This is a genomic window from Kitasatospora nipponensis (genome assembly GCF_039528135.1).
Classification (GTDB): domain Bacteria; phylum Actinomycetota; class Actinomycetes; order Streptomycetales; family Streptomycetaceae; genus Kitasatospora; species Kitasatospora nipponensis.
Genome location: NZ_BAAALF010001010.1, coordinates 1 through 559 on the forward strand (window position 1 = coordinate 1; position 559 = coordinate 559).

Genomic DNA, 559 nt, shown 5'->3' on the forward strand with positions numbered 1-559 from the left:
AGCTCCAGATTCTGGTGGGGCAGAACGGAACGTGCGGAAGCTGCCGGTCCCGGTGGCCGGTCGGCGGGTAACTCTTGACGCGCCCATGATGATTGGGTGAATACCGAGATCCCGTCAAGGGGTCCGACCACTGCTCCGGACGGCCGAATCGACATCCCCGCAGGACATACCGGGACCACTGCCTCATGAAAACGGGACAACGGATGGCTCACCGTGGAGCCAAACCGACCACCCGGAGGCCACCGTGCCCGACCCCACCGAGCTCACCAAGTTCGCGGACCCGCTGCGAATCCCCCAGGTGCTGCGCCCCGAAGCCGAGCTGACGATCCGCCAGCTCTCGGCCGAGGTGCAGCTGCACTCCGAGCTGCCCCCGACCCCGATGTGGACGTACGAGGGCACCTTCCCCGGCCCGACCATCGAGGTCCGGCGCGGGCAGCGGCTGCGGATCGACTGGCAGAACCGGATCAGCACCCCGTACCCCGCCCAGATCGGCCACCTCCCGGACATCACCATGCCGCCGGCCGAGAACTCCCCTGGCATCGACCCCGCCCTGATCGAC

General features: G+C 68.2%; 1 protein-coding gene. It reads left to right on the forward strand.

From position 1 onward, the window contains the following. Positions 1-244: 244 nt before the first annotated feature. Positions 245-559, forward strand: a 315-nt coding sequence (locus ABD323_RS44585) for a multicopper oxidase domain-containing protein (RefSeq protein ID WP_344447676.1), incomplete at its 3' end; no start/stop codon positions are given.